Genomic DNA, 25,078 nt, shown 5'->3' on the forward strand with positions numbered 1-25,078 from the left:
CCGGGTGCCGTCCTGTTTTTCCAAGATATCAGTTCGCTCCGGAATTGTTTCCGGACGTCATCACGCCGGTCCAGTCGTCGATGAAACGTTTGCGCTGGGCGGCGTCCTGCGTCGCCAAAAGGGCGGGGCCTATGCGGATGAGGCGTCCGACACCGCTTTCGATGAGCGAGGGAGGGCCATCAACGCCTGTCGGCATGGTTCCGTCCTGCGAGAAGAAGAAGGATTTTTCCCGCGCGATACGCCGGCCGCGTTCCGAAAGAAGATAATCAATGAAGCGTCCGGCAAGCGCCGGTTGCCTTGCCTTTTGCGGAATGAGCGCTGCCCTGCTTAGAACAAGGGTATAATCACGCGGCAAGACGATTTTCAGCTTCGGATCGCGCAGGGTCGCCGCATAGGCGTAGGAGCCTATGACATTGTAGCCTATATATATTTTCTGGTTGGAAATATCGGCCAGCACAGAACTGTTGCAGCAGCGCAGCTGGGTGTCGACGCGGCTCATGCTTTCCAGCAGGCGGCCATAGGCGGTGGAATTCTGCTCCGCATCGAGGAAGGCCAGAAGATAACCGACGCCTGACTGGCGAAGATCGTAGGTCGCGACGTGGCCGCGGTAGAATTCCTGTTTGCGGCGCAGCAGATCAGCAAGTTCGGCGCGCGTATGCGGCACGTCCTGCGGCGGAACATAATCGCTGTTATAAACGATGACACTCGGCTCGAATGTGAAGCCATAGACCTCGTCGCGCCAGCTATTGGCGTGGTTCTCCACCGCGCGCGTCTCGCTCGACACATGCGACAGGGCACATCCGTCATTGGCGAGCTTCACCATCTGGTCCACCGAGGATGACATCAGAAGGTCGCCGAAATCCTTCTCCTCCCGGCAGGCGGCGTCCGCCTCGCGATAGAGATCATTGGTGACGAAATCGGTGTAGTCGATGGCGATGTTCGGTTCGATCTGCTGAAAATCGAGCAGAAGCGGTTTCAGGGCGGATGTGTCGGCCGCGCCGTTGATGACGAGACGGCCCGTCTCTTCGGCCGGGGCGGGAAAATATGTCGAGGTGCCCTCCGTCGGCTGCGGGAGGGCCGAGCCCGTGGCCAGCGCTGAAAACAGGATTGCCAGGAAAAGTTTGTTCACACGCTGTCCTCCCCGGCGCAGGGCAAGTCAAGGATGACGGTGAAACCAGCGTCGCCCTTTTCGCGAAAGCGGATCAGGCCGCCATGCGCGACCGCGACTTCCGCGGCTATGGCAAAACCGAGCCCCGAGGCGGTGCCGACATTGGGAGACGTGGCGTTGAAGCGGCGTGACATCTGATCCCATTTTTCTGGCGGAATGCCCGGTCCGTCGTCTTCCACCTCGACGCAGATCCGCTCGTCATGTTGGATCACCCGGACGTCAAGGCGCGACATCGCGCCATGGCGCAGCGCATTGCTGATGATGTTGGCGATGGCTTCCCGCAGGCTGACCGGGTCGCCTTTGACCGGCATCAACGCTTCGTCGGCCTCAAAGGAAATCACCATGTCGGGATCGACGGTCAGCGGAACGGCATGGTGGAAGGCCGTGCGCGCCACCGCAACCAGATTGATGTTTTCGAGCTGGATGGTGCCGGAGCGATGGATGACCATGGCGTGGCTGAGCAGCTGGTTGGTCAGCTGCGCCAGTTCGCCCGTGCGTATCTTGATGCGCTGGGTACGCTCGCGATTTTCCGGGATCATGCTCGCTTCATCAAGCATGTCCACCTGGGCGGAAAGCCCGGTCAGCGGCGTGCGTATCTGGTGTGCGGCATCGGCGATGAACTGCTGCAGCCGCACGACACGTTCGTCCAGCCGCCTCATGAAGTGGTTGATGGCGCCCAGAAACGGCTGCAGCTCCTGCGGTGCGGGCATTTCCATGGTCGTCAGGTCTTCGGGATTGCGCTGCCGCAGGGCAAGCGCCAGCCGGGTGACGGGCTTCAGCGCATAACGCACGGCGAGAAAGGTGCCGCCAAGCCCAAGCAGGATCATGATGCCGACAATCAATATGGCGCCCTGGGTTATCTCGGCGGCCAGCGCCCGGCGCGCCTCGGTGGTCTGCGCCAGGATGACGTAGATCCATCCGCCCTGCGCCTGATCGGCCAGCGCGCGTGAAACGGTGATGACCCGCACTTCCACGCCGCGATATTGTTCCGTTTCGAGCTGCGGATCGTAACGGGCGGCGACATAATCATAATCTGCATTGAGGTCGGGATAACCGCTGACGATCGCGCCGTCCGGTCCGACGATGCGATAGAAGATGCGGTCCCTTTCCGCAAAACCAAGCAGTTCGAAAGCCGAGAGCGGCAGATTGACGATCAACTTGCCGTCATTCTGGGTGATGCCGTCGGCAATCTGCATGGCGGCACCGCGCAGAAGCTGGTCATAGGTCTTGTTGGCGGCCGTCTGGGCATAATAACCGGCGGCGGAGATCAGGATACTCGCCACTATGAGCAGAACCATGCCCACGCGAATGACGAGGCGTGAAAACAGCGATGGCTCACGGGTTGTCATCGATCACCAGCTGATAACCCATGCCGCGCTGGGTAATGATCGATACGCCTGAACCCTCGATCTTCTTGCGTATCCGGCTGACATAAAGCTCGACCGCATTGTGGTTGACGCCCTCGTCAAAGCCGTACAGCGCATCCATCAACTCGTCCTTGCTGAACAGACGGCCGGGACGGGTGGCAAAAACCTCGAGAATGGCAATTTCGCGCCGCTTCAGCTGCACTTCCCGCTTGCCGATCCGGACATTGCGGCTCTGCTGATCGAGCTGCAGATTGCCGCAGGTGATGATATTGGTGGTTTCGCCGCGGTTGCGCCGCAACAGCACGCGCACACGCGCATCCAGTTCACGAAAATCGAACGGTTTGACCAGATAATCGTCCGCGCCAAGATCAAGCGCGCTGACGCGATCCTCGATTTCCGAGCGGGCCGTCAGTACCAGCACGGGAACCGTTTTTTTGGCGGCCCGCACACGGCGCAATATCTCGAACCCGTCAAGCCCGGGCAGCATGACGTCAAGAATGATTAGATCGTAATCGGTGAAGTCGAGAATTTCAGCCGCGACAAGTCCGTCTGCCTCCCAATCAACCGAGTGTCCCACCCGCTCCAGCCGTTGATTGATTGCCTCCCCGACATCCCGTGTGTCTTCGACCAAGAGGATGCGCATGGGCCATGAATTGCATGAAAAATCGAACATGACAACAAAAACATATTTGAACGTGACAGGTTGCTGACAGATTCATGGATAAATTTATGTAGCGTGGCGATCTATTCGGCTTATCGGATGATTTTCACTATATCCGTGGGAGGATATCGATTTTATTGGCGGCTTGATCTACTTCGCAAGAAGTGGAATTACTATTGCTTTGCTTAAAATAATCGAGATATTCAGGCGTGTGTCGGCAAGTAAAATCTGTCGTAACTTGGTCGCTTCTCTTCCCCCGGATTTCTTGAATCATTGTGGGAGGACCAGAAATGAAGCAATTTTTCTCTTATGCGCTGACCGCGAATGCGGCGGCCCTGCTGCTGGCCATGCCGGTATTTGCGGCCAGCGATGAACTTGTCGAGGCCGCACGCAAGGAGGGGTCGGTCACGATCTATGCGGCCACCGACCAGGCGCAGGCGCAGGCAGCGCTCGACGCATTCACGAAGAAATATCCCGGCATCCGCGTCGATTACAACGATATCGGCACCAATGGCGTTTATAACCGCATCATTTCGGAGGCCGCCGCCAAGCAGGTGGGTGGCGACGTCTTCTGGACTTCGGCGATGGATCAGGGCGTGAAGCTTGCGACCGACGGCTATCTGGAGGCCTACAAGTCGCCTGAAATGCCGTCGCTGCCCAGCTGGGCGGTCTTCAAGGACATTGTTTACGCCACCTCGGTCGAGCCTGTCGGCATGATCTACAACAAGACCGCGCTGCCGGAAGACAAGGTGCCGCAGACACGCGAAGACCTGATCAAATTCATTTCCAGCGGTGAATATAACGGCCGTATCGGCACCTTCGATCCGGAAAAGTCCGGCGTCGGATTTCTGATCCAGACCAGCGATCTGGAAAAAACCAGCAATTTCTGGGACATGACCAAGGGGCTCGGCAAGGCGAAGGGCAAATCATATTCCTCGACAGGCTCGATGCGCGAAACCGTGGTTTCGGGTGAAAATGTCCTCGCCTACAACCTGATCGGCTCCTACGCGCTGGATTGGGTGAAGAGCGCGCCGAACCTCGGTGTTGCTTTCGGCAAGGATTACACACTTGCCTTCTCGCGTGTTGCCGGCCTGTTGAAAGACGCGCCGCACCCCAATGCCGGCAAGTTGTTCATGGACTTCCTGCTGTCGCAGGACGGGCAGAACGCGCTTGCTTCAAAGGGCATGCCGGCTCTGCGCAAGGACACCACCGAAGGTTATAATATCGACACGCTCAACGCACTGGTCGGCGGCAATTTGAAGCCGATCGCGCTCGATGAAACGCTCCTCGGTTTCATGGAACCCATGAAACGGTTGAAGTTCCTCAACGAGTGGCGCGCAGCGCTCAAGGGCTGATCGCGCCCCCGGCACGCAAGTCCCCCAGGACGGGGCCAGGCACCGAGCTTTTCTAAAGGCACAGAACGGTGTCTGGCCCAGGGCCGCGGTCGTGCCATTCCTATGAAAATCCATTCAACAAACGTCTGTTTCCCGGAGGTTACAACCCATGCCGGTGGATACCATTACCCAAAACCCACCCCGAGAACTATCCCGCGAGCCGCGACTGAAGACGCCGCGTCCGCCCGGCGAAGCGCTGCTCTTCCGCCGGCTCGTCATCGGTTTCCTGACGCTGTGCGTCCTGACGCCCATTTGCCTGATCATCTACCAGAGCTTTCTCGATGGTCCGTTCTTCAGCCCGAGCGCCAGCCTCGGCCTGAGCGCATATGAATATATTCTCGTCGACCCGATGTTTTACGACGCCCTGTGGAACACGGTCATCATGGCCGTGGGCATGGTGGCGATCGCCGTCCCGCTGGGCGCAGCACTCTCCTTCCTGCTCACCCGCACCGATGTGCATTTCCGCAAGGCGCTGGAAATCATCGTGCTGGTTCCGATGTTCATTTCGGCGCTGGTGCTTGCTTTCGGGTATACGGTTGCCATCGGGCCTTCCGGTTTCGTCTCGATCCTCGTGCGCGACATCATCGGTTTCGTGCCGTGGAACATCTATTCCCTGAGCGGCATCGTGCTTGTCACGGGGCTGGCGCATGTCCCGCATGTCTATCTTTACGTCTCGGCGGCAATGCGCAACCTGCCGTCCGATCTTGAAGAGGCGGCCCGCATCACCGGCGCGCCCATCTGGCGTGTGTGCTGGGATGTCACCGTGCCCATGGTGCTGCCCGCGCTGATCTTCGCCACCGCGCTTAACCTGTTGATCGGCTTTGAAATGTTCGGTGTGCCGCTGGTGCTTGGCGATCCGAGCGGCATCAACGTCCTCACCACCTATATCTACAAGCTCACGACACTTTTCGGCGTCCCTACCTATCAGCTGATGGCTGTCGTCGTTGTCCTGCTCGTGCTCCTGACCCTGCCGCTGGTGTGGTATCAGCGCCGGCTGCTGCGCCACAGCCGCCGTTATGCGGCCCTTGGCGGAAAAGGTTCGCGCACCACCGTCATGCGGCTGGGGCGCGCCGGCCAGATCATCGCGCTTTCCATCATCGGTTTCTGGCTGTTCCTGTCGGTCATCCTGCCGATCGGCGGAATTATCCTGCGCGCCTTTGTCGATGCGTGGGGGCAGGGCGTCAATCCTTTCGCTCATCTCACCACCAAGCATTTCAATGCGCTTTTCGAGGTTCCGAGCCTTTATCGTGGTGTTCTCAACACGATCATTCTCGCGGTCGTTGGTGGCGCCGTGGCCGTCGCCTTCTATCTGGTCGTCGGTCTTGCCGGGCACCGCAATCGGGACGTATCCAACACCGTTCTCGATTACATGGTTCTCCTGCCGCGCTCCATGCCGAGCCTGATCATCGGTCTCGCCTTCTTCTGGCTGTTCCTGTTCATTCCGTTCCTGGTGCCGCTGCGCACGACGCTGATAAGCCTGTTCATCGCTTATCTGATCGTTGGCCTTTCCTATGGCCTGCGGCTGCTGCAGGGCACGCTCATTCAGGTCAGCCCCGAACTGGAGGAGGCCGCGCGCACGACGGGTGCGACAATCGGCCAGACCTGGCGTGACGTCGTCATTCCCATCGTGCGCCCCGGTCTCGTCGGCGCATGGGCGCTGATCATGATCGTCTTCCTGCGCGACTATGCCACCGGCATCTATCTCATGAGCGCCGGAACCGAAGTCATCGGCTCGCTCATGGTTTCCATGATCCAGTCCGGCGCAATGGACACGATTGCCGCGCTGGCATTCGTCAGCATCGTTCTTACCGGCGCAGGCCTCGGTCTCGCCCTTCGTCTGGGAGCAAAAATCCATGACTGAACTTACTGTTCGCGACGTTCACAAATATCTCGGCGGCCTGCATATTCTTCAAGGCGCATCCTTCACTGCCGAACGCGGCTCTATCGTTTCCCTGCTCGGGGCCTCGGGCAGCGGCAAAACAACCCTGCTGCGCTGCATTGCCGGGCTGGAGCAGCCCGAACAGGGTCTCATCAGCATCGGCGGCAAACCGATGCTCGATGGTAGCAAGGGCCTGACGGTTGCGCCGGAAAACCGCAATATTGGTCTTGTCTTTCAGTCCTATGCGCTATGGCCGCATCGCACGGTGATGGAAAATGTCGCCTATGGCCTGAAGCTTCGTGGCGTGAACCGGGTGGATGCCGGCAAACGTGTTCAGGCGACGCTGGAAAAGATCGGTCTCGGCCATCTTGCCGAGCGTTATCCCGATCAGCTTTCGGGCGGCCAGCAGCAACGCGTCGCAATCTGCCGCGCGCTGGTCTATGAGCCGCGTGTCCTGTTGATGGACGAACCGCTTTCCAATCTTGACGCGAAGCTGCGCGAAGAGGCGCGTTACTGGATCCGCAAGCTCATCCTCGATCTGGAAATATGCGGTGTTCTCGTCACCCACGATCAGTCGGAAGCGCTCGCCGCATCCGACAATATCCTGCTTCTGCGCAACGGCGCCATCGTTCAGGAAGGCACACCGGAGGACATCTACACCAAGCCGAAGAGCTTTTATGCAGCCGACTTTCTTGGCGCAAACAATGTCGCCAGCGGCGAGATACGCGGTCTGGGTGAAGATGCCAGCATTCACGGGCCAAACTGGCAGCTTGATGGCATCGTTTTCGGCAGGAACGAAGAAAAAGAGGACAAGGCGGTCATCCGCGTCGAGCAGATCGCCGTGCATGACAATCCCGGCCAGAACCGCAGGGAAATGCATCTGGATGCCTGCCTTTATCTCGGCGACCGCTGGGAATACCGCCTGAAGGCCGGCGACTTCGCCGCCAAGGCCTTTGGCGCGAAGGCTCTGCCGGAAGGCCCGGTCTGGGTGGATATTCCCCGTGAAAGCGTCTGGCTTTTTGCCGGTGCTCGATAAGATCCCGTCCGCCCGGTCCGGCCTGTCTGTGGCGGACCAGTATGGCCGGTAAGAGTGGCTTATGGTCCATCGTTGCGTCCTTCAAGGGAGCTGCGATGGACCGGAATGCGATTTTTCAATCGGCCGGTTTTGTGTCGCGCGGCTAATGCGACCGGGATATTCAGGCTTCCATCCGGGATTGCTGTTAATGTCTGACTTTCGATTTTCGGAGTAACTAATTAAATAAGCTTGTAAAAATTCTGTTCGAAATTCCAACTTGCCGCCCCGCAAATGGGGCGGCAGGATGTATGTTCAGGTTATCTCAGGCTCAGATAACTGAGCTTGAGATAACTGGCGGCTGGTAGGCCGGCTTATTCCGCCGTTGCCTGAATATCGACCTTGTCGAGGAGAAGCATCGGATTATCGGAGGCTGCAGCAAGATCAAAAAGGCCAAGGCCATTTGGGCCCGTTGATTTGACCGTGACGGTCAAGGTTCCCGGCGTGTTGATGAACTGGACGAGTGCGTTCACCGCATCCTGGAGTTTCGGTTGTTCGGCGGCCACCTGCTGCAGCATCACGTTGGCAACCAACGTCAAAGTGCCACGCACCTGATCCTCGGTCATCTCGTTCTGCAGGGCATAAAGCTTGATCGCCTTGGCCATCATGCCTTCGTCCTTGATCGTGAATTTCACCTCACGACCGGCAAGCCCGAAAAGCGCAGCCTGGGCGCGACCAAGGTCGAAGGAGAAAAACTCTTCCGTAAAGCCGCTTACCAGACCGGAGAAATTGACACTGCCCATATCCTTGCTGCTGAGCGAAACTTCGCGGATCAGCAGGTTTTTGTTTGGTTCGTCCCAGCCAGCGGCGAGGGCGTAAGACAAGGCGAGTGACTCCAGACCCAGTTTGCGCGCTTCAACAAAAACTTCCTCCGTCGAATCCGCCGGGATGGGCAGGGAAAGGTCCTCCTGCCTGATTTCGATATCGGTCGGGATGCCATTGAAGGGTTTGGTCAGGCCCATCTCGAAATTCTTGAGCGTGAACTTGATGCGCTCAGGCGTGCCTGTTGCCTCTTCATCGGTCTTTTCCGGAGCGGCGATATCAACGTTGATGCCACCGACACGCACCTTGCCGAGTTCCGGGATCAGCCGATTGAACGGGAAAGTCTCGATTTTCGTTTCATCGAAACCGACGATCTGGGAGAGACCTTCGATTGTGGAACTCCAGTCAAAGCCCTTGAGGCTTGCTTCCGCGACCTCGATCTTGCCGTCGCCATCGCCAATCGACATGCCGTTCAGGCCGAAATCGAGCTTGCGGCTGTCCATCTGCATGTCGATGCGCTCGATGGTCGCCTTGACCCGCTTGCCCTCCGCCCCTTCGCTTTGATCAGGCGCGTCGACCTTGAAGCCCAGCAGCTGCATGTTGCTCTTGCCCATCATGTCCAGAATGGACACGACCTTGCCGAAAAATGCCTGGCGCTCCTGTGGTGAAAGCTCATCGGCATTCTGGGTTGTCGTCAGCGCCTTCAGGGTTTCCAGCAGCGGCTCGGCCGGCATGCGAGCGGTAAAGCCGTCGCTGCGTATTTCGTCGTAGCTGAACTGACCGTCACCGTCGGAGAAGGAAATCTTGCTGACGGAGAGTGGTCCGTAAAGAGGTTTTGCGTCCTTGTCTTCGGGCCCGGCTTTTTCCGTATAGAGCCTTGCAAGATAGGCGGCGTCGAAGTCCTGGCCGGTTATTGCACCCGTCGAGACGACCATGTGCTTCTTTTCCATCGTGCCAGTGCTGTCCGGCAGAGCCATCTTGATGTCATAGCTGGCATTGTCGATCGTATAGCGGGCGACCCGGCCATCGGCGATATCAAGCAGAGCCGCGTTGTTGTAAACGGTCTTCTGCTCGGTGTCGGCGATAGATTGGGTGAATGTCAGTTCAGGCGTGGAAATGCGCGTCGCTGCGAAGCGCTCCATGCGCCGGGACAGGGAGTTTGCACTGCCATCGCCAGATGCCGTTTCCACTTTCTTGAAAGCGGCGTTCTCGACACGGGCATGCGCCATGGAGATCTTGCCGGTCGGCACGTCAATGTCGATGCCATTCATATCGAGCGCGCCGTCCAGGAAAGGAAGTTTGGGACGCCCGTCGATAGCTGCGATCTGGATTTTCTTGCCGTCTTCAAGCGGCAGGGTCAGCTCGCGAATATGGATTTGTCCGAGAAAATCGACGTCCACGGAACGGGCGGTTGCGCCGCTGCGGGCAATCAGCTCGTCGACCTTTGCTTCGTAGAAGGCTTTACCACCGATGACACCTGCAGCCGCGATGGCAATAACCGCAACCGCTGCCCATAAAGCCTTGCGCCGGCCCTTGCCGACTGGAGTGTTTACCTGTTCCACGAAGTTGGTCCTCTGTAATGCGAATTAACTTTGCGCGTCTTTTAGACACGCGAAAGTTGCCGCGCAAGTGTGCCACCGGAACAGCTCGACATTATTTGCAGTGGTAGATCGTGGCGCGAGCGGCGTCATCTGCGGCGCTTTTGAAGGCTTCGGTCACTTCCAGAACATCAGCGCCATGCCGGCCACGACCAGTGCTGCCCCGGCCCATGCGCCGGGTGCCGGCAATTCCCGGGTTCTCAGCCAGAGCAATGGCAGGATGATGACGGGCGTTGTTGCAGACAGTGTCGAGACGATGCCGATCTTGCCGCCGGAAAGTGCGAAAAGAAGCAGGGTCATGCCGAAGGCAAGGGCGATGATGCCGGTGAGCGCCGTCTGCAGGAAAATGTTCATCGTCAGCGGGCCGTTCGGCCGCACTGCTTTGATGGGCAGCATGGTGAGCGCCGTCAGGCAGACTGCCGCGATCCCAACGCGCAGCATCGAAGCGGTAATTGGATCGATCCCGCTCGCCATGACGGGTCTTGCGATCAGCGAGCCGACGGCCTGACTGAGCGCGGCCAGCAAGCCGAGGAGCACGCCGAGCCAGAGTGGTCCCTTCACTCTTTCCCATTCGTGCAGCTGCGCCTTGCGCTTGCCGAAGAGAATTGCGAGCAGAACACCGCACAGCGTCAGGCCTATGCCGGTGACCGTTGTTACCGAAAGCTCCTCGCCAAGCACCGCCCATCCCAGCAGCGCGGCAATTGGGGCGTTGAGGGCAAACAGGATTCCCGAGCGGCGTGGCCCCACCCGATTGAGGCAGGTGAACAGCAGCGTATCGCCAACGAAGATGCCGATGAAACCGGATAGCAGAAGCGCCGACAGCGCCTCGGGCTGCAGTTCCCGCCAGGTTCCCGAAGCGAGGACATAGACCCCGAGCAGGGAAGCGACAAAAAGCTGCCGTGTCCTGTTGAAGGCGAGCGCTCCCAGATGCCCCGCCGGACGTGCCGCCAGAAGTCCGGTCATCGCCCAGCAGGTTGCGGCGCCCACGGCAGCCAGTTCATAAATCGGCATTTTTTCCCCGTCGCTTCATGGCGTGCTTGCGGCCACGGACACTATCCCTGCCTGCACCCATCGCAGATTCCGGGTTCGCCCGCCATACCATAAGCATCGTCATAAACAGCGTGGAGCAGCGCCTGGCTCACCGCCCGTGCCGGGTCAGCCGGTGGCGTGCCATTTCCGATGTCGGTGTCCATCGTCATAGAGACAGCGAATGAATGGTGAGGCCTGAGGCTGCTTCCTGTTGCCACCCGCAGAAGCGGCCGTCACGCCACGGCCGGTGCAGACGAAGCGGCTGGCCCGCTCCGTCGAATGGACAGTCTTATCTACAGCGCTTCACACGCCGTTGATGATATTGCAAATGCCTTCGCGGATGACGTTCTTGTCCGCAATCTGTCCTGCCTGAATGTTGAAAACAGCGTCGATCCGCACGCCGGCGCCTTTCTGCCGGGCCACAACCCGCAGCGTCTGAATTCTGCCGCTGCCGCTGGTCTCCTGGTGCGCATCGATCGAGGACAGCGCCTTGTTGATCTGGATGCCGGAAAAACCTTCCGCTGCCACAGCCTGAGCGAGCTTTTGAAGCACGGCGGGCGCTTTTGCCTTCGGCAATTCCTGCCATGATTTGTAAGAGACAGCCGTCACCATCGGCACGCCGGAGACAGCGAAGTTCTTCTCGCAGGAGGCCGCAAGGGCAGGGCTTGAGAAGCTGATCAGGCCAAGAGCTGCTATGACATATTTCATTTCGAACAATCCAGTTGTTGATGAAGATTGAGAGCTATCGGCCGCATCAGAATGCCGACCGTTTTCCTCGGTAAGTTGATGGAGGCGGAAGAGCCTCATGGGCCTGTGCAAGCGTTTCAAGCCATGTGGCCAGACCGGCGGGAACCTCTTCATTGCCCGCCTCCAGTGCCTCGATCCACGAAAGCTCACATTGCAGGGCGGACGCAATATTGATCGGCGTCCAGCGGATGACCCGCAGGCATTGATTAAAGCGTTCTGGTGACATGATGATTTGATATTTTCCCCGTCTTTTTCCGGGCAAGGCTCACTCACACAGCCAAGAGAGTCAATCCTTTTCTGCAACTTTTGATGGCTAATTTCCGGCTCGATAGTTGCATCTGCTGTCGGCTGCCGATCGTCAGGCGCTGGAGAGACTAAAGGCTCGGTTACATGAACGAAACGCCGAGGCGACGCCTTAGGCGCCTCATTCCCTGCACCACTCCACAAACGAAAACTTAGTTGATTTACTAAGTTTCCCTTGCGGCGTCCCAGTGGAACGTGATAGTTAGCAACATGACTAAGCATTATCCCGAGTTATCACTGATCTTCCAGGCTCTTGCCGATCCGACGCGGCGGGCAATTCTGGCGCGGCTTGGCGGAGGGCCGGCACCGGTCATGGAGCTGTCCGCTCCCACGGGGCTGCGTCTGCCCACGGTTATGCGGCATCTTTCCGTGCTGGAGGAGGCGGGGCTGATTGTCACGTCCAAGGATGGGCGGGTGCGCACCTGCGCGATCGTGCCGGAAGCGCTGGAGCCGGTACGCACGTGGCTCGATGAGCAGCGGGCGATGTGGGAGAGCCGGCTTGACCGGTTGGAGGCATTTGCAATGCAGGCCATGAAGGAGGATTCAAAATGACGACGAAGCCGGATCAGGAAGGCGCGCGCGCCGAACCGCATGTGACACAGGACCGTTTTGCGACGCTGAGTTTCGAACGGGAAATTGCCGTTCCGCCATCAGCGCTCTGGCAGGTCTGGCTGTCACCCGCCGCCCGGGCGGTGTGGGCTTCTCCCACGCCCGCGGTCACCGTGGAGTTCCTGGAGGCGGACAGCAGGGTGGGCGGCCGCGAAGTTTCCCTCTGCAAGGTCGCCGGCCAGCCGGATATTCGCTGTGAATGCGGCTGGCTGGAGTTGCAGCCGGCCCGTCGCAGCGTGAATTACGAGGTGGTGTCCTCCGGCGGCGTAACGCAGTCGGCAGCGCTGGTCACTGCCGATTTTCAGGCTGTGGAAGAGCGTAGCCGCTTGACCGTAACGGTTCAGCTTTCCTCGCTGGCCGAGGATATGCGGGATGGTTATCAACAGGGTTTCAGCGCGGGTCTCAACAATCTGGCCAGTGTGGCCGGTCGAACCATGGTGCTGGAACGAGTGATAAAGGTGCCGCGAGACATCGTCTGGAAGGCCTGGATGAACGAAAAGACGCTGCCGCAATGGTGGGGTCCTGAAGGATTTTCCTGCCGCACGAAGAGGATTGACCTGCGAACCGGCGGCGAATGGGTATTCGACATGATCGGCCCCGACGGCACAGTCTTCCCGAACCACCATCGTTATGTCGAGGTCCGCCCCGAAGAGAGGCTCGCCTATACGCTGCTGTGGGGCGAAAACGGGCCAAAACATGCCGATGCCTGGGCCTCCTTCGAAGATCAGGATGGCGCGACGAAAGTTGTGCTGGGCATGGTTTTCAGCACGGAAGCCGAGTTCCAGCAAGCGAAGGGCTTCGGTGCCGTGGAGCTGGGTCAGCAAACGCTGGGCAAACTGGAGCGTTTCGCCAAGGCGCTGTAAATGTACCGGGCCAGCAGCATCATATGCCAGGCCTCGTGATGTCGGCGGTCTATCTGCCAGTGGCACCATGCGTTTCCATCGCGGCCTGCGGTCGCGAACCGCACTAACGCGGTTTCTCGATCGCCTCAGTGATCAGTCTTATCCGCTCGCGAGCGCCATGGCGGTATATGTCGATCTTCACGCTCGCCGGCATGGAGAGATGCATCATACGCTCCCATCGACCACCGGTCGGGAAAATCGGCGGGATCGTCCATCTTTTCCTCGCCGGGCAGCCCGTCGATATGAACCTGGCCGTGCCTGACAATCAGCGGGTACGGAGGAATTCCGGCGGCGTATATCCAGGTAACGGCGCCCCCTGTCATCAACACGCAGACCAATAGAGGAGAACGCTCTGGTGGCCATGGCGTGTCATGCCCAGCCTTTCAGCGCCCGCCCGGAATAATAGCTGGGCGTGATGGCGCGGTAGATCGGTATGCTGGCGGCGCCGAGATGAGGCGAGTCGCTCATGATTGATTTGCGTATTTCCGGCGGCTCGACGAAAAAATCTTCGCCGAGTATGTCCAGCGAACCGATACGCCGCACGATATGTTCGAGAATCCAGTCCGGCAGCGATCCACCGAAAATAATGGCTGCCGGATCCATCGTGCGGGCGACCGTCAATGAAAGAAGGCGAAGCTGATCCGTTGCCCGTTCCAGCCAGGATGCCACGGCAGGATGGTCGGCATAACTTTCGTCAATGTCTTTCAGGCGTCGAATGCCGATGCCCTGAGCAGCCAGAGTGTCGCACAGGTCCTGTCCCGAGGGGCGGGGATGGGATTTTGGAAACAGTCCGCCGAACTCGCCGGCATTGCCATTGGTGCCGCGATAGAGATGACGCTGCACCACCACGGCGCCACCAATGCCATATGTCAGCCAGATCATCGCGAAATTGCGGATATTGCGGCCTGCGCCATAATAGAGCTCGGAAAGAATGACGGTATTGCCGTCATTTTCGTGAAAGACCGGGAAGTCGAAATAGGGCTGGAAGTCCTTGTCGACGTCGATGTCGCGCCAGCTTTCGAACTGCTTGATACGGAAGACATGGCCGCGATCCCGCCTGAAATGGCCGGGAAAGCTGATGCCGCAGCCCAGCACATCTTTCTTTCGTATCTTCGCTTTTTCAAGCACTTGCCGGGCGGACGCCTCGGCCATCTCCATGATATGCTCAAAACTGTGCCCCTCCAGTTCCGACCTGATTTCTTGCCTTATCGTGCCGTTGAGATCGGCCACGCAGACACGCAGATCGTCTGGATTGAAGTAGACCCCCAGCGTGAAAAGCCCGTTCGGATTGATCTCGATGGCGGTGGAGGGTTTGCCCCGTTTACCGTCATTGCGGGCTTCCTCCGCTTCGACGATGAGGCCGGATTCCAGAAGATTGGCGGTCAGGCGAGTAAGGGTCGGTGCGGAAACATCCATCTCGCGCGCCAGTTCGATACGCGACATGCCTCCCTTACCGCGCAAAATCTCGAGCAGACGCCGCTCGTTGTAGCCGAGATCGATCAAAAAAGTCTCCCGCGAGAAATCATGCCGGATGATTAGCGAAAATTACGCGATTGTACACCGCGCTTTGCCGGAAAATCCGCCGTAGAGATCGGAGGCCCGTGAATGAAAATCATAAAGAATTGTGCTTTTTCAATCGGATATTTTATTTTTATATTCGAAATAAATTTCGGCTTGACTAATTAATTTACGTAAAGAAAATAAATAACAGACAGCGGGTGGCGACAGGCAAAACCAAAAAGAAATCATGTCGCAGGGCCGGACTGTCAGGGAACAAAAAAACGGAGACCCCTCATGCGTCAATCATGCACTATTTTCGCGCGCCTTTTTGCGGGCGCCACTTTCCTTGCCAGCGCGGCTTTCGCTCATGCCGAAGGTACCGTCGTGGTCTATTCCGCTGCCCCGCAGCAGCTCATGGACGAGTTATTGCCCATGTTCGAAAAGAAAACCGGCACCAAGGTTGAGCTTGTCAAAGCCGGGTCCGGGGAGCTGATGAACCGCATCAAGGCGGAGAGCGGCAAGGCGGCGGGCGATGTGATCTGGAGCGTCGATGGGACGGTCATCGATTTCTCCGCCGACCTTTTCGAGCCATACAAGCCGGTTGAGGCTGCGTCGATCAACCCTGCCTTCTCACCGAGCGCGAACTGGGTGCCTTTCACGGCTGTCGTCACGGCCTTTATCGTTAATAAGGAGGCCCTGAAAGGCGCTCCCGTTCCGACATCCTGGGCCGATCTCGCAAAGCCGGAATATAAGGGCCTGATTTCGTCGGCCCGCGCCGATCAGTCCGGATCGGCCTATATTCAGATGGCAACGGTATTGCAGGATTTCGACAGCGAGGAAAAAGGCTGGGAAATTTATACCGGTATCCTCGGCAACTCGGTTCTTTCCACCTCTTCAGGCGCGGTGCCGCGTTTCGTCAACGATGGCGAACAGGCCGTTGGCATTACGCTGGAAGATGCCGCGCTGCGCTACAAGCTTGGCAGCGCGCCGGTCGAAATCGTTTATCCGAAAGAGGGTACGGCAATCGCGCCTGACGGCATGGCGCTCGTGAAGGGAGCGCCGAATGCCGGCAATGGCAGGGCCTTCATCGATTTCATCGTCTCCAGGGAAGCGCAGGAAATCGTGGTGAAGGCAGGTCGTCGTTCGGTTCGAACCGATGTTCCCGCCAATCCGGCACTCGTTCCGCTTTCCGATGTTCCAGACGCGAAATACGATTTCAAATGGGCTGCGGACAATCGCGCGCGCCTGATGGAAAAGTGGAACGAGACATTGCTCGACGTTCAGTAAGATAATTGCCGGGGGCGGCGCAGAAGCGGCGTCCCCCTTTATCCCATTCACAATTCGCTTTTCGTTTGTCCAGCGTGGTCACCGGCCGTGCAGGATCTGTCATGGAGCAGCACATGGCCACTGTGGAAATTACCAGCATAAAAAAGAGCTACCGGGATGTCGTTGCCCTTTCCGACATCAATATCTCCATCCCCTCGGGATCGTTCTTTACGCTTCTCGGTCCGAGCGGATGCGGCAAGACGACCCTCCTGCGCACGATTGCCGGTTTTCACCAGCAGGACAGCGGCAGTATCAGTATCGAAAGACAGGCGATCGAGCATGTGCCCGCACATAAGCGCGATGTCGGCATGGTTTTTCAGGATTATGCGGTCTTTCCGCATATTTCCGTCTTCGACAACATCGCCTTCGGTTTGAAGCAGCGCAAGGCGTCTTCCGCCGAGATTCGTGAACGTGTCGGCAAGATTCTCGATATCGTGCAGCTCGCTCCCTACGCCAAGCGCATGCCGCATGAATTATCCGGCGGTCAGCAGCAGCGCGTCGGTCTGGCGCGAGCGCTCGTCATCAATCCGAAAGTGCTGTTGATGGACGAGCCACTATCCAACCTCGATGCCAAACTGCGCGTCGATCTGCGGCGCGAGTTGCGCGAAATTCAGCAGGCCATGAACATTACCACGGTTTATGTGACCCATGATCAGGAGGAGGCGCTTGCCATGTCCGATCTGGTCTGTGTGATGTATGGCGGCGTCATCCAGCAGGCTGCAGCGCCCTGGGAAGTCTATAACAACCCCGCCAACCGTTTCGTCGCCTCCTTCGTGGGGGCAAACAACTTCCTGACGCTGGATCGTTCGGGTGGCCTGACATCCATTTCCGGGCACAGGGTGGGGCTGCCACAGGTCGATGCCATTGCGCCGCAACGAACGGTCGTTGCCGCCATCCGTCCCGAAGCGATTACCGTTGGCTCGCCTGCGAACGAAGATGAAGACCGCATCGAATTGCCTGTCGCCATAAGGCAGGTCAGCTTCACCGGCCGCGAGATGAATGTTGCCGCAGTGCTGTCGTCGGGAGAGGAAATCGAGGCAATCACCAAGCCGTCGCCCGATATCATCGCCCTTCAGCCCGGCCAGAAAACGGTGTTCTCCTGGTCTGCGGGTGATACCAAGCTCTTCGGTGAGGGCGTTACCGGGGAGCGCCTGTCATGACGGATGTGACCGCAACCGTAACCACGGGCGGCTTCCGCCTGAGACTGCCGGGCTTCTGGACCAGCGTGACGGCATTTGCCGTTGTCATGCTGGCGATCTTTTTGATCCTGCCGATCTTCAGCGTATTCTTCATCAGTTTCTTCGATGCCAAGACGGGTGCTTTCGGTTTCGGCAACTATGTTCAGGTGCTGACGCGGCGTTTTTATACCGTGGCATTGTGGAATACGCTCGTCATCGGCGTGCTCGGCATGTTGGGGGCCTGCCTGCTCGGTATTCCGCTTGCCTTCTGCACGTCGCGATACCGCATCAAGGGCCGCACCTTCATTGCCACCTTTGCTGTGCTGGTTCTGTGCGCGCCGCCCTTCATCGGCGCCTATGCCTGGATCATGCTGTTCGGCGCCAACGGTGCGGTCACCAATCTCCTGTCTTTCGCCGGCATTTCACTGCCGACCATCTACGGGATACCGGGTATCGTCATGGTCTTCAGCCTGAAGTTCTTTCCCTATATCTTCCTGATGACGGAAAATGCGCTGAACACCATCAACAAATCCTATGAGGATGCGGCGGAAAACCTCGGCTGCACGGCGTTCCAACGGTTCCGCAAGATCACCTTGCCGCTGGTCTTTCCGGCAGTCAGCACCGGCGCGATCATCTGCTTCGTATTGTCCATTGCAGACTTCGGAACGCCGGCAATCCTCGGCAAGGGCATCAGGACGCTCTCGACCATCGCCTATGCGCAATATACCTCCGAAATGGCCGGCACACCGACCATGGCAGTCACGATTTCCATGGTGATGATCGCCATTTCCATGGCCGCACTTCTGTTGCAGCGGCACATTCTCGCCAAGCGCCGTTATGCCAGCTCATTGACCAATCGGCCGGTAAAGCGCTCCATGCGCCCGCTGAAATCTTTCATCGTGCACGGTTTCTGCTATCTGGTCATCTTTGTCGCCATGCTGCCGTCCCTTACGGTCATCTACACATCGTTCCTCGCAACAAACGGTCCCGTCTTCACAGGCGGCTTCGGGTTGGACAGCTATGCCCGCATTCTTCGCGATTCACCGCAGGCGATTGCCAACAGCTTCACCTTTGCGCTTGCCGCTGTGGTGTTGATCGCCATCGTTTCCGGCCTGCTCTCTTTCATCGTGGTCAGGCGGGACAATGCAGTATCAGGCTCGCTCGATCTTCTGCTGATGGTTCCCTACCTGATACCCGGCGTCGTCATGGCGATTGGCTATGTCACGACGTTCCGTTATCCGCCTTTTGACATTACCGGCACGGCACTCCTCATCATCCTGCTGGTGTTTATCCGCCGCCTGCCTTACGGCGTGCGCTCCACGACCTCGATCCTGCGGCAGATCAAGCCGTCCATCGAGGAGGCCGCGGTCAATCTCGGCGCTTCGCCGGCGAAGACGTTCATATCGGTGACGGTGCCGCTGATGTTGCCCGGGCTCATCATCGGTTCCTTAATGAGCTTCATCACCGCCATCAACGAATTGTCCTCGACGCTGATCCTCTACACGGCGCGGACGATCACGATGCCCGTCCTGATCTATATTCAGGTGATTGACGGCGAGTTCGGCACGGCCGCGGCACTTTCCACCTTACTTCTCGTCAGCACCGGACTTTGCGTCTTCGTCGTCTTCCGGCTTTCGGAAGACAAGGAAGCCTCTTTCGTCTGAAACCATCAAATATCATTCAAAACTGCAGCAGCGGCGACCCATGTGTCGCCGCCAGCCTCCCTCTGCAAGGACACAAGAAAGATGAATATCGCGAGCTTTTCGCAATCGAAATACAAGAACGCCGCAAAGCCGGGGGACGATGTGGCACTTCTCATTCCCGGACGGGTTCTGGCCGTTTTCGACGGCGCGACCGATCCGACCGGAGCAAGTTACAGCGGGCTTAGTTCCGGCCGCATCGCAGCCCTTGCCGCCGCCAATGCCGTTGCTGAGATGAGCCTTGACGGCAGGTTGGAAACGCTCGCCGCGCTCGCGCTTTTTCAGAATATCAGCGATATTCTTAAAAAGGAGGCGCAGCGTATCAATGCCGGCCATCCGCCATCGACCACCCTGGCGATCGTGGCGGATATGGGCGACAGCTTCCGCCTGCTGCTTGCCGGCGATTCCGGCGTCAGGATCAACGGCACCCGTCTGTTTCAGCACACAAAACTGATCGATACGGTAAGCACTTCGGCGCGTATATTCGTGTTCAAACAGCTTCTTGCCGCCATCGGTGATGGTGATGCGGCCGAGGCGCGCACACGCGCGACGATCTTCTCAGGCCTGCGTTCGGCCGTCGCAAGCGGCATCATGACGGCGCGGGAAGCGGAAAATGTCGTCATTGCCGCAGCGGGCATGAGCGGTCTCGAGAATAACATCGAAACGGTCGAGGAATTCCTGATGGGTGGAATCCGTGTTCAGCCGCAATTCGCAAACCGGCATGGGCATGTACTGGGTTACGCCTCGGTGAATGGCGGAACCGTCATGCACGAGGGGACGGTTGACCTTCGCATCGCTAAAGACGGACTCTCTAGCGTTGAAATATTCTCCGACGGCTATTTGTCCCTGCCGGCGGGGACGGATGTTACGGCCTGGGAAGCGGAATTCGCGCGTGTCGAAGCGGCGGATTTTCACAAGCTGCGTGAGTATCCGTCCGTCAAAGGTTCGACAACGGCGGAATTCAGCGATGACAGGACCGTCATTTGCCTCAACCTGGTTCAAGGGTAGTCCAGTTTACGAACCTCATGTGAGCCGGCCGACATCGCGTATCGATGTCGGCGTCATTCGCGGTCAGCCAGCCTGAGATGCTTGCTGAAAGAGATGGCCATGCTGTGCCTGCAAGGAGCAAGAAGCTGAAGGTTTGTTCTCCCCCGTGCCCGGTTTATTTAGGACTGGAGACCAAGCTGAAGCCAAAGTTGAAAATGTATCGATGTTCAACCGGCAACAACATACTCCATGCCAATTTGGCATTAACTCAATGAGGAGCCCAACATTCTCGACTCGGCCAGGGCATTCGGTGAGGCCATTGTGAAGGCCCTCGAAACAAAGACGCAGTAAACAAACGATCATGATGTCACGTCCGACGATCTGAGGACGTGACTCACCTTTCGGCAGTCTCCAGAGGGGCCTCGATTTCAGATCCGGATGGCCGGGAAGTTGTCGAACAGGTTCGAGCGGCCGTAGACCGCTGGCCGCTGTTTGCTGAAGAAGTTCGGCTATCCAGATCCAGCGCTGCTGAAGTCGACAAACTCCTGAATGGCACTAGGCCGGCTGGTCGGTAATTTTAGTGCTCCCTTGTCGCTGAATATCCCTTCAGGTGAACATCAAGTCGTTGCAGATTTGTCGAGATCACACGGCTAGGGGAAGCCTCACGATTACAAGGGTTCCCATGCCCTGCTCGCCTTCGAAGAGGATCGAACCGTGGTTTATCGCGAGAATTTCCGTTGCAATCGCCAGGCCAAGTCCAGACCCGCCAACGCTTTCATCGAAGCGCTGGCCGCGTTTCCCAATGAGCTTGAGGTGGGACTGGCCGATACCCGGCCCGTCATCAAAGATGCGCAGCTCTGCGACGTCCTTCCGCCTTGATGCTGACACCCGCACCGTCGAGCTGGCCCACTTTGCTGCGTTTTCCAAGACGACGCCGACCAGTTCGACGAGATCGTTTTCATCGATATCGACATCGATGTTCTGCGCCATGTCGATCTGCCAGTTCAGTTGCTCGCCTTCTTTGGTTTTCTTGAGAACGGCGACGGCCCGGCTGACGATCGACCCAAGCGGAGCCCGCAATGTGTGCAGCCGTGCTCTCTGTCGGAGTTTCGACAATTTGAGCTGATAGTCCACCCGACTGTTCATTTCGTCGGACAGATCGAACAGGACAGACGCGGCGGACGTTTCGCCGCGGCGTCTGAGGTCCTCGGCAACCGTCACAAGGACGGAGAGGGGCGTCTTCAATCCGTGAGCAAGATCGGAAGCGCGCGCCCGTGCAAATTCGATTGATGTTTCCTGCAGTTTCAACAGTTCGTTCACTTCGGCAACAAGCGGATACACCTCTGTCGGATATTCGCTCTCCAGCGAGGTGGCGGCGCCCTTGCGGATGATCTCGACTTCACTCTTCAACTGCCGGAACGGCAGGAGGCCGAAATGAACCTGCAACAGGGCGGCAAGGACAAGCGACGCACCGAGTACGGCGAGCGCCGCGGTCATTTCCCATGCAAATTTGTGAATGGTTTCGTCGAGGATGGAACGGTCCAGTGCGACGACGATCTGATAGTGACGTTCAATGTCCCTGGCCTTGAAGCGCGTCGTCAACGACAGCGCCAGCAGGGATTGGCCTGCCGGGCCGTCAATACTGGCGAAATGCTCGCCGTCGGTGCTCACCTCCGTCTCGAGATTTTTATCCCACAAAGAGCGAGAGCGCAGCGCCTTTTGATTGTCCATGTCGGTGATCTGCCAGTAAACGCCGCTAAACGGGGTTTCATATCTCGGGTCGGGCAGTTGTCGTGTCAGACGGGGCCGATCTTGCCGCGCATCAAGGTCGATGATGGCAACGAGCCGCGAGAGTGTCGCGCTGAGATCGGACCGAACTCCCTTTTCGACATTTTCAATGAACAGATAGGATATTGCAGAACCGGCAAGTATGAGCGCGAAAAAAATCCACACCGCGCCGGCCACGATCATGCGGGATTTCAGCGATCGTGATTTCATGCGGCATCGCCGCCCAGGAGATATCCCAAACCTCTGCGTGTAATGATGATATCGGCGCCCAGTCGGCGGCGAAGCCGTCCGACCAGCACCTCGACGGCGTTGGACAGGCGGTCATCATCCTGTGCATAGAGATGTTCCGTGATTTCCAGCTGGGAAACGACCTTCCCCGGCCTATGCGCCATGAAGGCTAACAGGCGGTATTCCTGGGGAGAGAGTGCGACGGGCAATCCTCCGATCGAGACCTGTTTCAGCCGCGTGTCCAGGGTGTAGCGGCCTATCGTGATGTTCGGCGAGGAAAACCCGGCTGCGCGCCTCACCAGCGCCCGGATACGCGCCACGACTTCCTCCATCCTGAAAGGCTTCACGACATAATCATCTGCACCGGATTCGATACCTTCGACCCGTTCGCTCCAGTCTCCGCGGGCTGTCAGGATGAGAACCGGCGCAGCCCTGCCGTCGCGGCGCCATCGCTTGAGAATGGTCAGTCCGTCGAGGCCTGGAAGGCCGAGATCTAAGATGACGGCATCAAATGCCTCGGTTTCGCCTCGAAACCAGGCGTCCTCGCCATCAAGCGAGATCTCTGTCACGAAACCGGCAGCCGCAAGCGCAATCGAGAGAGACTGAGCGATCCGTTTATCATCTTCGGCGATGAGAACGCGCATGGTTCACTTCACTCCGATGAGACGGCCGTTATGCGCGTCGAAGGAGTATCGTCGCAACCGGTCGTCATTTTCCAGGACTTTGAGTTCGTATCTGAGGCCGTTGCGGCGCGGCTTGAGCTCAGCGTCCAGAATGCGGCCGTCCGTGAGCGCCTGGGTTTTTGCCGCAATGCTGTCGAGCGAAAGGATATTTTGCCCCTGAAGACCATTTGGGCCCCCTTGATCCTGCTGTTCGTAATCTTCGATCTCGTTGGAAAAGCCGCGCATAGAGCTGGCAGCGTCGCTGCCATTATAGACGCCCTCGGCCACGCCATCGTCGCTTTCGGTCTCGGAGGAGGTCTCGCTTTCAGCGCCTGCGCCCGTGTCATCTTCAGCATAGGCGCGCGCATGGACCACGGTGGAGAGCATCAACGCCAGCACGACGGAGTATCGGACGCATCGCTTTGGCTTGGTGGGTTTCACATGGACCTCCTTGGTCGCAGCATCTTTAGACGATTGAAGATGACAATTCGCTGACAACGGCTTCAAGGGGCTGTCAGGTCCAGTCGAATATATCACTGCCTGACGCGTTTTGGCTCGTCAGGTTCAGTGAGGTTCACCGATGTTCTTGCGCCTACTTCCAGCCGCCGTGTTTGTTGCCATCTTCTGGATGATTGCGCTCACGATCCTGGCCACACGAAATCCGCCCGGTTGGTCCGTGGACGGACCCTTAAGGTGCCGTGACCGGACATATACGGATTGCGCGCTCCTGCGATGACATACAATAGGTATGAGAGATTTGAAAATGCCTGAAAACAAAATGAAACTTGTGTCGCTCCTCCCGGTTTTCGCGGCGCTTACGGTTAGTCCCATGGTCCAGCAGACTGTCTTGGCAACCGCCGTCGTTTCGCTCTCGTCAGTGCGAGCGGTTGCCGGCTCACCCGTCCGGATGAACGCGCCGGCCCTTCTTGGAGACATGCGCGCCTCTCTGGGGGAAATCGCTTTTTCGTTCAGCGAAGCGAAGGGCGAGAAACGGCGTCGCAGTGGCGTGGCGGTGCTCGCTGCCCTCACGGAGGCGACGCGGTCTGTGCAGGGCCTTGAAGCGGCAATTGCATCGCGTGAACCCGCGCGCATTTCGCGGGCCACCAAGGCGCTGTCCCATGCAGTCGGTAATCTGCAGACGCGTTACTCCCTGTCATCAGCCAAATGCGACGGGGCGACGAGAGCTCTCCAGCGCTTCAATGCGGCCTGGGCGGAATATTCAAGCCGTTTCGTTCTCGCAAAACATAAGGGATTTGCGACAAATGCAAATGCATCGGATGTGAAAGCGCTCAAACGAAAAGTTGCCGACTTGTCGTATAGAATGCAGCAGTTGGAGGACGAGGTCGCCGACAACGCAGCTCTTCGCACTGAGGTTATCAGGATGCGGCGTGAAATTGCGATAGCGCAGCGCGCGCCTGCAGGTGGATACGACTACCAGCGTCTTTCGTTCACACTGACGGTCCTGTCCGGCTCCTTCGCAGCTCTCTCACTCACCACGAGGGAGTATTATCCAGGCTATTATGTAAGGATCGTCGATTTTGAAAGCGACCGGTCAATCGACAGTTACTGGGACGGATATTATGACGGGTATTACCAAGGCGTTGCTGACAGCTATTACAGCGAACCCGTGATCATTTCTGCTCCGATCATGACCGAAAGCCGCCCCGAAATCTTCCAGAACGTCACTTATGAAACGATATACAACGTCACGAACGAGACGACGAATATCTACCAGACGATGCCCGAGGAAGATTTGTCGGATGTCGCCGTCGCGCCAGTTCCACAGGATGTGAACTTCAGCGTGGAAGACGTTTCCACAGACCAGACCCTGGCTGCTCCGCCGGTTGATGAGTTCAGAAACAACGCTGTTCCTCCGTCGGCAGAGGCTCCCGATCAAGGCCCTGAAGTCCCGATCGACAGCCGCCTGAAGGATCAGGATCCCGCTACTCCTGGCGATCAGGACAACCCGCCGCCTGTGGTTCCGTCTCCGCTGGAACAACAACCTGATGCTGCGGAGAGGGGCGCTTTCGATCCTGCCACAGACGGCACTTCGCCACACCATGAGGACAAGCGGGAGGATCGTGAGGACTGGACGCTGCCCGATCATTCAACATCTGATACATGGCCGTCCAATGAGGATGCGGGCGGGGCAAGCGTTGCTCCTGCGCCGGACGATCAAGGCCCGGACGAGGACCCCATGGTGAATACCAGACCATGA

General features: G+C 58.1%; 21 protein-coding genes. 10 read left to right on the top strand and 11 right to left on the bottom strand.

The window, feature by feature from the left end; translation table 11 throughout:
• Nucleotides 1–28: 28 nt before the first annotated feature.
• Genes PL640_RS20745 through PL640_RS20755 form a run of 3 tightly spaced genes read right to left on the bottom strand, consistent with a single transcriptional unit; the run spans nucleotide 29 to nucleotide 3,178 of the window.
• Nucleotides 29–1,129 carry an ABC transporter substrate-binding protein gene (locus tag PL640_RS20745; protein ID WP_271363343.1) on the bottom strand — a complete coding sequence of 367 codons (1,101 nt, stop codon included), beginning with the start codon at nucleotides 1,127–1,129 and terminating at the stop codon, nucleotides 29–31.
• On the bottom strand, nucleotides 1,126–2,517 hold the full coding sequence (locus PL640_RS20750) for a sensor histidine kinase (protein ID WP_271363344.1): 1,392 nt from the start codon (nucleotides 2,515–2,517) through the stop codon (nucleotides 1,126–1,128). Before PL640_RS20750 ends, PL640_RS20745 begins: the two co-directional genes overlap by 4 nt.
• A complete protein-coding gene (locus PL640_RS20755; protein WP_271363345.1) occupies nucleotides 2,504–3,178 on the bottom strand; it encodes a response regulator transcription factor in 675 nt (224 codons plus the stop codon). Before PL640_RS20755 ends, PL640_RS20750 begins: the two co-directional genes overlap by 14 nt.
• A 308-nt stretch (nucleotides 3,179–3,486) precedes the next feature.
• Between PL640_RS20755 and PL640_RS20760 the strand changes: the two genes are divergently transcribed.
• From PL640_RS20760 to PL640_RS20770, 3 genes are all read left to right on the top strand, one after another.
• Nucleotides 3,487–4,551: an ABC transporter substrate-binding protein gene (locus PL640_RS20760; RefSeq protein ID WP_271363346.1), complete on the top strand. Its 1,065-nt coding sequence runs from the start codon at nucleotides 3,487–3,489 to the stop codon at nucleotides 4,549–4,551.
• A gap of 148 nt (nucleotides 4,552–4,699) precedes the next feature.
• On the top strand, nucleotides 4,700–6,451 hold the full coding sequence (locus PL640_RS20765) for an ABC transporter permease (RefSeq protein WP_225341525.1): 1,752 nt from the start codon (nucleotides 4,700–4,702) through the stop codon (nucleotides 6,449–6,451).
• Nucleotides 6,444–7,505, top strand: a complete 1,062-nt coding sequence (locus PL640_RS20770) for an ABC transporter ATP-binding protein (protein WP_271363349.1) — start codon at nucleotides 6,444–6,446, stop codon at nucleotides 7,503–7,505. The genes PL640_RS20765 and PL640_RS20770 overlap by 8 nt, the downstream gene beginning before the upstream one ends.
• Before the next feature lie 350 nt (nucleotides 7,506–7,855).
• On the opposite strand, the gene PL640_RS20775 is transcribed toward PL640_RS20770, so the two are convergent.
• The 4 genes from PL640_RS20775 to PL640_RS20790 form a co-directional block, all read right to left on the bottom strand.
• Complete coding sequence (locus PL640_RS20775) at nucleotides 7,856–9,865, bottom strand: hypothetical protein (RefSeq protein WP_271363350.1); 2,010 nt, start codon at nucleotides 9,863–9,865, stop codon at nucleotides 7,856–7,858.
• Between the two features lie 153 nt (nucleotides 9,866–10,018).
• Nucleotides 10,019–10,912, bottom strand: a complete 894-nt coding sequence (locus PL640_RS20780) for a DMT family transporter (protein WP_142843081.1) — start codon at nucleotides 10,910–10,912, stop codon at nucleotides 10,019–10,021.
• Between the two features lie 321 nt (nucleotides 10,913–11,233).
• Entirely contained in the window at nucleotides 11,234–11,638 is a 405-nt protein-coding gene (locus PL640_RS20785) for a hypothetical protein (protein ID WP_271363351.1), read from the bottom strand.
• A gap of 46 nt (nucleotides 11,639–11,684) precedes the next feature.
• Entirely contained in the window at nucleotides 11,685–11,903 is a 219-nt protein-coding gene (locus tag PL640_RS20790) for a hypothetical protein (protein ID WP_046800490.1), read from the bottom strand.
• A 287-nt stretch (nucleotides 11,904–12,190) separates the two neighbouring features.
• On the opposite strand from PL640_RS20790, the gene PL640_RS20795 reads away from it, so the two are divergent.
• Together PL640_RS20795 and PL640_RS20800 are read left to right on the top strand one after the other, a co-directional pair.
• Nucleotides 12,191–12,532 carry an ArsR/SmtB family transcription factor gene (locus tag PL640_RS20795; protein ID WP_271363353.1) on the top strand — a complete coding sequence of 114 codons (342 nt, stop codon included), beginning with the start codon at nucleotides 12,191–12,193 and terminating at the stop codon, nucleotides 12,530–12,532.
• Entirely contained in the window at nucleotides 12,529–13,452 is a 924-nt protein-coding gene (locus PL640_RS20800; RefSeq protein WP_271363355.1) for an SRPBCC family protein, read from the top strand. Before PL640_RS20795 ends, PL640_RS20800 begins: the two co-directional genes overlap by 4 nt.
• A gap of 408 nt (nucleotides 13,453–13,860) precedes the next feature.
• On the opposite strand, the gene PL640_RS20805 is transcribed toward PL640_RS20800, so the two are convergent.
• Nucleotides 13,861–14,994: an ROK family transcriptional regulator gene (locus tag PL640_RS20805; RefSeq protein WP_142843074.1), complete on the bottom strand. Its 1,134-nt coding sequence runs from the start codon at nucleotides 14,992–14,994 to the stop codon at nucleotides 13,861–13,863.
• Between the two features lie 291 nt (nucleotides 14,995–15,285).
• On the opposite strand from PL640_RS20805, the gene PL640_RS20810 reads away from it, so the two are divergent.
• The 4 genes from PL640_RS20810 (at nucleotide 15,286) to PL640_RS20825 (ending at nucleotide 20,203) form a co-directional block, all read left to right on the top strand.
• A complete protein-coding gene (locus PL640_RS20810) occupies nucleotides 15,286–16,278 on the top strand; it encodes an ABC transporter substrate-binding protein (RefSeq protein ID WP_271363358.1) in 993 nt (330 codons plus the stop codon).
• A gap of 113 nt (nucleotides 16,279–16,391) precedes the next feature.
• On the top strand, nucleotides 16,392–17,477 hold the full coding sequence (locus PL640_RS20815; protein ID WP_271363359.1) for an ABC transporter ATP-binding protein: 1,086 nt from the start codon (nucleotides 16,392–16,394) through the stop codon (nucleotides 17,475–17,477).
• Entirely contained in the window at nucleotides 17,474–19,159 is a 1,686-nt protein-coding gene (locus PL640_RS20820) for an ABC transporter permease (RefSeq protein ID WP_271363361.1), read from the top strand. The genes PL640_RS20815 and PL640_RS20820 overlap by 4 nt, the downstream gene beginning before the upstream one ends.
• 81 nt (nucleotides 19,160–19,240) lie before the next feature.
• The gene (locus PL640_RS20825) at nucleotides 19,241–20,203 is read left to right on the top strand and encodes a hypothetical protein (protein WP_271363363.1); all 963 of its coding nucleotides are present in this window, start codon (nucleotides 19,241–19,243) and stop codon (nucleotides 20,201–20,203) included.
• A gap of 621 nt (nucleotides 20,204–20,824) precedes the next feature.
• On the opposite strand, the gene PL640_RS20830 is transcribed toward PL640_RS20825, so the two are convergent.
• The 3 genes from PL640_RS20830 to PL640_RS20840 are packed head-to-tail and all read right to left on the bottom strand — an operon-like array spanning nucleotide 20,825 to nucleotide 23,301.
• Complete coding sequence (locus PL640_RS20830) at nucleotides 20,825–22,180, bottom strand: sensor histidine kinase (RefSeq protein ID WP_271363364.1); 1,356 nt, start codon at nucleotides 22,178–22,180, stop codon at nucleotides 20,825–20,827.
• Nucleotides 22,177–22,842 (bottom strand): response regulator transcription factor, encoded by a 666-nt coding sequence (locus PL640_RS20835; RefSeq protein ID WP_142843027.1) that lies wholly within the window; start codon nucleotides 22,840–22,842, stop codon nucleotides 22,177–22,179. The genes PL640_RS20830 and PL640_RS20835 overlap by 4 nt, the downstream gene beginning before the upstream one ends.
• A 3-nt stretch (nucleotides 22,843–22,845) precedes the next feature.
• Nucleotides 22,846–23,301, bottom strand: a complete 456-nt coding sequence (locus tag PL640_RS20840; protein WP_269702956.1) for a PepSY domain-containing protein — start codon at nucleotides 23,299–23,301, stop codon at nucleotides 22,846–22,848.
• A gap of 322 nt (nucleotides 23,302–23,623) precedes the next feature.
• On the opposite strand from PL640_RS20840, the gene PL640_RS20845 reads away from it, so the two are divergent.
• Nucleotides 23,624–25,078 (top strand): hypothetical protein, encoded by a 1,455-nt coding sequence (locus PL640_RS20845; protein WP_271363365.1) that lies wholly within the window; start codon nucleotides 23,624–23,626, stop codon nucleotides 25,076–25,078.

Origin of the sequence: Agrobacterium sp. ST15.16.024, from assembly GCF_027956545.1 — a bacterium.
GTDB classification, from domain to species: Bacteria; Pseudomonadota; Alphaproteobacteria; order Rhizobiales; family Rhizobiaceae; genus Agrobacterium; species Agrobacterium cucumeris.